6 protein-coding genes and 1 pseudogene are annotated in these 5,672 nt (G+C 71.6%); 1 reads left to right on the forward strand and 6 read right to left on the reverse strand.

Annotation, left to right across the window (positions count from 1 at the left end; genetic code table 11):
- The coding region (locus A5646_RS26615) for an acyl-CoA dehydrogenase (RefSeq protein WP_067025465.1) at nt 1-1,003 on the reverse strand (1,003 nt) is incomplete at its 3' end.
- 176 nt (nt 1,004-1,179) lie between these two features.
- Between A5646_RS26615 and A5646_RS26620 the strand changes: the two genes are divergently transcribed.
- On the forward strand, nt 1,180-2,289 hold the full coding sequence (locus A5646_RS26620; protein ID WP_067025468.1) for an LLM class flavin-dependent oxidoreductase: 1,110 nt from the start codon (nt 1,180-1,182) through the stop codon (nt 2,287-2,289).
- Nucleotides 2,290-2,294: 5 nt separating this feature from the next.
- Here the strand turns inward: A5646_RS26620 and A5646_RS26625 are convergent, their stop codons facing one another.
- The 5 genes and pseudogenes from A5646_RS26625 to A5646_RS26645 form a co-directional block, all read right to left on the reverse strand.
- Entirely contained in the window at nt 2,295-2,726 is a 432-nt protein-coding gene (locus A5646_RS26625; RefSeq protein WP_067025472.1) for an A24 family peptidase, read from the reverse strand.
- A gap of 10 nt (nt 2,727-2,736) precedes the next feature.
- The gene (locus tag A5646_RS26630; RefSeq protein WP_067025475.1) at nt 2,737-3,576 is read right to left on the reverse strand and encodes a shikimate dehydrogenase; all 840 of its coding nucleotides are present in this window, start codon (nt 3,574-3,576) and stop codon (nt 2,737-2,739) included.
- Nucleotides 3,551-4,798, reverse strand: a complete 1,248-nt coding sequence (mltG, locus tag A5646_RS26635; protein ID WP_067025478.1) for an endolytic transglycosylase MltG — start codon at nt 4,796-4,798, stop codon at nt 3,551-3,553. The genes A5646_RS26630 and mltG overlap by 26 nt, the downstream gene beginning before the upstream one ends.
- Nucleotides 4,791-5,295, reverse strand: a pseudogene (gene ruvX / locus A5646_RS26640) (Holliday junction resolvase RuvX). The gene mltG and the pseudogene ruvX overlap by 8 nt, the downstream one beginning before the upstream one ends.
- On the reverse strand, nt 5,296-5,672 hold a 377-nt coding region (locus A5646_RS26645; protein WP_231998482.1), incomplete at its 5' end, for a DHHA1 domain-containing protein.

The following is a 5,672-nucleotide window of genomic DNA, read 5'->3' on the forward strand; positions in this document are numbered from 1 at the left end:
CCCGCAGGGCGGGTTCTTGGATTGCGACCTTGACGCGCGCCGCGGCGATTGACGACCTGGTTTCCAGCTCGGGATCGATCCCGGTGTTGCGCGCCGCCTGCAGCGCGGGAGCGAGTTCGGCCGCGGCGCTGTGCACCAGCGCCTGGGCGGCGTATGCCACCGCGTCGATCTCGCCGACGATCTGCAGCAACTGCGGATCCGCGGTGGGCTCCTCGACACTGGCGAAGGTGTAGGTGCGTCGCCGCCCCCGCACCAGCGCCGCGGCGTCGGCGGTCAGGGACCGCAGAATGCCCGCGGCTATCGCGTGCAGATACAGCTGCATCAGCGCGCCCCGGGAGCGGTTCACCCCGATGGTGTCGGCCAGCGGGAACACCTCGTCGGGCGCGACAGCGACGTCGTGGAATACCGTTGTGCCGCTGCCTGTTTGACGCTGGCCAATGCCATCCCAGTCGTCGAGGTGCTCGACGCCGGCCCGGTCCACCGGGATCACCACGGCGGTCGGGATGCCGTCGTCGTCCTGGGCGGTGATGCGCAGATAGTCGGAGAACTGCGCGCCGGTGCTGTAGAACTTCCGGCCCCGCAGCCGCAGCCCGTCCGCGCCGCCGACCAGCCGGGTGTCACGGTCGTTGCCGCCCACTGACTTCTGGCTCTTCTCGGCGTTGGCACCACCGATCAACCCGCCCTCGGCGACCACCGCGATCCACCGGTCGCTGCCCGGCCGCCGCGGTGTGACCTGTAGCTCCTCGACGAACGCGTAGTGGATCCGCAGGATGTGCGCCAGATCCGGATCGGCGGCGGCGAGCGCGATGAGGTGGTCGAAGAATTCGGCCACCGAGTAGCCGGCGCCGCCGTGTTCGCGGGCCAATCGCACCGCGCCCCACCGCTGTTCCCGGACGAGCTTGAGGCCGCGCAGCGGCGGCTCGGTTCCGCCGTTGGCCAGGCGCAGGCGGTAATCGGCCGCGATTTCGGCGAGCACGCCGTCGCTCTGGGGTTCAACGGGCATGCGGGTCAAGGCCTTCCTGGATGAATCGATGTCGCGTGTACGACAGCCAGCCCGAAAGGCTGTCAGGAGCCGACGCCGAGGGCAACGGTTTCCTGCGTGCTGAATTTTTTCGGCGGCCGGTGGACTTTCATCCGCGGTGATTCCTGACCTGACCACGCGTTAAGCGCCGACGGCAGATGCGGCCGGGCGGTCATGTGCCAGCATGTTGTCTGGTGGGTCAATTTCTCTGGTACATACCGAATACCGTCGAGCCGGGCCATCGAGGCGACGACACCGTCGACGGCTGGGGAAGCCTGGACTATTCGGTCGACCTGGCGCTGCGCGCCGAGCAGCACGGCTGGGAAGGCGCGCTGATCGGCACCGGCTGGGGCCGGCCGGACACGTTCACGGTGGCGACGGCGATCGCGGCGCGCACCACCAACTTCGCGCCACTGGTGGCGGTCCGCCCGGGCTATTGGCACCCGGCGCATTTCGCCAGCGCGGCGGCAACGCTGGATCGGCTCAACAACGGCCGGCTGCTGGTCAACGTCGTCAGCGGGGCCGATGACCTGGCCGCCTACGGCGACCCGGAGGTCGACAAGGCGCGCCGCTACGACCGCACCCGCGAATTCATCCGCCTGGTCCGCCGGTTGTGGAGCGAGGACGACGTCACCTTCCGCGGCGAGTTCTACCGTGTCGAACACTCGACGCTGCAGCCGCGCCCGACCGGTGCGGACGAAGGCCGGTACCCCAAGCTCTACTTCGGTGGGGCGTCGGAGGCCGCCGAGCAGGTCGCCGCGACCGATGCCGATGTCCAACTGTTCTGGGGCGAGCCGCTGGACGGCATCGCCGAACGCATCGACAGGCTGAAGTCGTTGTCCGACAAGCTCGGTCGCGAGCACGCGCCACTGGAGTTTGGCCTGCGTGTCACCACCCTGGTGCGCGACACGTCCGAGGAGGCCTGGCGCGACGCCGAGGCGAAGGTCGCCAAGCTGGCCGGCACGCCCACGATGATGCTGCTGCACGACCCGGCGGGGTCCGCGGGCCAGCGGCGGCTGACCGATCTCGCCGGGCGGGGAGAAGTGCTGGATTCTTGCCTGTATACGACGCCGAGCAAATACGGCGGCGAGGGCGCCGGGACGACGTGGCTGGTCGGGTCGGCCGTCGAGGTCGCCGCCGCGCTGCGCAAATACGCCGACCTCGGGGTCACCCACTTCGTGTTGTCGGACACCCCGTACAAGTCGGAGACGGTCCGGCTCGGCGAGCAGTTGTTGCCGCTGCTGCGGCCCACCACCGTCCCGAACTGACGGCCTCAGAGCAGCGCCAGCCCGACGCCCGCCGCGCTGGCCAGACACATCGACGGCCCGTGCGGCACCGTGGCCGTGCCGTCGCCCGGAAGCCGGGCCGCCATCCCCAACGCCGCGGTCAGCAGCGGCGCCCCCAGCGCCGCCAGGAACCATGCTCCCACGCCGAAGCACCCGGTCAACGCGCCCAGGCCGAGCGCCAGCTTGACGTCGCCGGCACCCATTGCGCCCCGCGACGCGCAGTGCACGGCGAGGTAGACCGCGGTCAGCGCGACGGTTCCGGCCGCCGCCGGCGCGCCGCGGCCGGCCAGAGCGGCGGCCGCCAGAATCGTCGCGGCCCCGGTCAGCGTCAGCGCGTTGGGCAGCCGGCGCTCCCGGATGTCATAGCCGCTCAACGCCGCCAGCCAGGCCAGCACCAGACACGCCGCCGCAATTCGCATGCGCGGCAGGCTAATCCGGTGCGGCCACCGCGCAAGTCATGGCCTCGCGCGGCGCGGGCCGCCCGGTGAACTGTTCCACCTGCGCGAAGGCCTGGTGCAGCAGCATCTGCAGACCGCTGATCACCCGGCCACCGGCGGCGCTCACCGCGGCGGCCAGCGGCGTGGGCCACGGGTCATAGACGGCGTCGAGCAGCACGCCGATGCGTCCGAAGGTGCCGGCATAGCGCGCGGCCACGTCCGCCGGGATGGTGCTGACCAGCACCTCGGCGCCCGCCACCTCGTCGGCCAGCCCCCCGCCGTCCAGGTCGCAGAACCGGGTCGGCACACCCAGTTCGCCGCCCAGCTCGACCAGCCGGGCCGCCTTGCCGGGGTTGCGGGCCACCACGGTGACGCCGGCGACGCCCAGTTGGGCCAGGCCGGCGACGGCCGCTGGAGCCGTGCCGCCCGATCCACAGACCAGCGCCCATCCAGAGGCCCCGCCCATTGACGCCAACGCCCCACTGACGCCGTCGATGTCGGTGTTGTCGGCCCGCCAGCCGGTCGGCGTGCGGACCAGGGTGTTGGCCGAGCCCACCCGCCGCGCCCGGTCGGTCCGCTCGTCGGCGACGCGCAGGGCGGCGAACTTGCCGGGCATGGTCACCGACAGCCCGACCCATTCCGGCCCGAGGCCGCCCACCACGCCGGGCAGCTGCTCGGCGTCGCACTCGATGCGCTCGTAGGTCCAGTCATCCAGGCCCAGCGCCCGGTAGGCCGCCAGGTGCAACTGCGGGGACTTCGAGTGGGCGATCGGCTTGCCGAGCACGGCCGCCTTGCGCGGCGCCGGGCTAGCGGGGGGTGCTGTCGAGGACACCGTTGTGCTTAGCCAGCTCGATGTTGGCCAGGTGTTGTTGATAGTCGCGGGTGAACAGCGTCGTGCCCTGCGCGTCGATGGTGACGAAGTACAGCCAGTCACCGGGCTGCGGGTGCTCGGCGGCGTTGAGCGCGTCGGTGCCGGGCGAACAGATCGCGGTGGCCGGCAGGCCCTGCGACACATAGGTGTTCCACGGCGTCTTCTGGGCCCGGTCGGCGTCGCTGGTGGCCACCTCGCGGCGGTCCAGCGGATAGTTGACCGACGAGTCGAACTCGAGCGTGTGGTGGGCGTGCAGCCGGTTGTAGATGACCTGCGCCACCTTGGCGAAGTCCTGGGAGTTGGACTCCTGCTGCACCAGCGACGCCACCACCAGGATGTCGTAGGGCGATAGGCCCATGGCCTGGGCGGTGTCCACCAGCCCGGACTTGACGTACTCCTCGGCGCCGGCGCCGATCAGGGTGGCCAGGATGGCCTCGGGCGACGCGGACGGATCGATGTTGAAGGTGCCCGGCCCGATCAGCCCCTCGATGCGGCGGTGGTCCTTGCCGAGTTCACCGACGGGTTCGGTGGCCCATGCCGGCACCGCCAACGCCAAGGGAGAACTGTTGGTGGCGGCGGCCCGCAGGCCCTCCACCGGGACGCAGCGGGTGTCCCCGTCCAGGTCGACGCAGGTGGCGCGCGAGATCAGCGTCAGGATTCCCGGCGTCACCACGTTGGTCTTCACGTCGGTGGTGTCGTCGAGCTGACGGCCTTCGGGGATGACCAGCCGGCCCACCCGGCTCTTCGGGTCGGTCAGCCGCGCGACGGCGTTGGCGGCCGGGATCTCGGTGCGCAGCCGGTAGAAACCCGGCTGGATCGCGTTGATGGCGCTGTTGCCGTGCGCGGCGTTGACGAACGCCCGCACCGTCTTGATGACCTGCTGTTTTTGCAGCGTCTCACCGATGTTGGTGGTCGAGTCACCGGCCTGGACCTGAATCACCAGGTCCCGCTTGCCGCTGCCGGTGTAGTCGTCGCCGGGCCCGAACAACGTGTGCCACAGCTTGCCGCCCGCGAAGACGCCGGCGAGCACCACCACGACGAAGATCGCCAGCGCGACCTTGCCGGCGAAGCGCCGCCGCCGGCGGCCCCGCTCGGCCTTCCGGGCGACCCGGCTCGACCTGCGCCCCGACGGCGCGCCCACCGCCTCGGGCTCGGCCCGTTCCCGCCGTGCGCTGTCAACCATCGCTGAGCTCCCCCGCCACCGCCGCGCGGCGCTGATCCAGCCAACTCTGCAGGATCGCCACCGCCGCGGCCTGATCGATCACCGCACGCTGTTCTTTGGCCCGCATCCCGGCCGCGCGCAGCGAGCGCTGGGCGGCCACGGTGGTGAGCCGCTCGTCGGCCAATCGCACCGGCACCGGGGCGATGCGCCGGGCCAACGCGTCGGCCACCTCGATCGCGTCGAGGGCCCGGGCCGGTGCGATCGGCCAGCGTGCGCGGCAATCCGACCACCACCTCGACGGCTTCGTATTCGGCGACCAGCCCGGCCAGCCGCCGCAGGTGCTTGCCGTTGCGGTCGCGGCGCACGGTCTCCACCGGGGTGGCCAGGATGGCGTCGGGGTCGCTGCAGGCCACGCCGATGCGCACGCTGCCCACGTCGATGCCGAGCCGTCGTCCCCGGCCGGGGTCCTGGTGAGGATCGCCGGGCCGGTCAGGCGAGCGGTGCTGTGTCAAGACCACTCAATCGACCCGCGCTATCACGGCGATCTCGGACCGTACCGCGTCGAGCGCTGCGTCGATGCCCGCCGGATCCTTGCCGGATCCCTGCGCCAGGTCCGCCTTGCCACCGCCGCGGCCGTCGACGGTCGCCGCGAGCTGCTTGACCAGGTCGTTGGCGCGAAGCCCCAGGTCCTGGGCGGCCGGATTGGCGGCGACGGCGTAGGGCACCGACCCGCCCTCGCCCTCGGCGATCAGCGCGACCACCGCGGGATCGCTGCCCAGCTTGCCGCGGATGTCGCCGACCAGGGAGCGCAGATCGCCCGCCGTCATCCCGCCGGACATCCGTTGCGCCACCACCCGGACGTTACCGATGCGCTCCGCGCCCGCCGCGGCGTTGG

Origin of the sequence: Mycobacterium sp. 1245499.0, assembly GCF_001673615.1 — a bacterium.
In the GTDB taxonomy this organism is placed as follows: domain Bacteria; phylum Actinomycetota; class Actinomycetes; order Mycobacteriales; family Mycobacteriaceae; genus Mycobacterium; species Mycobacterium europaeum_A.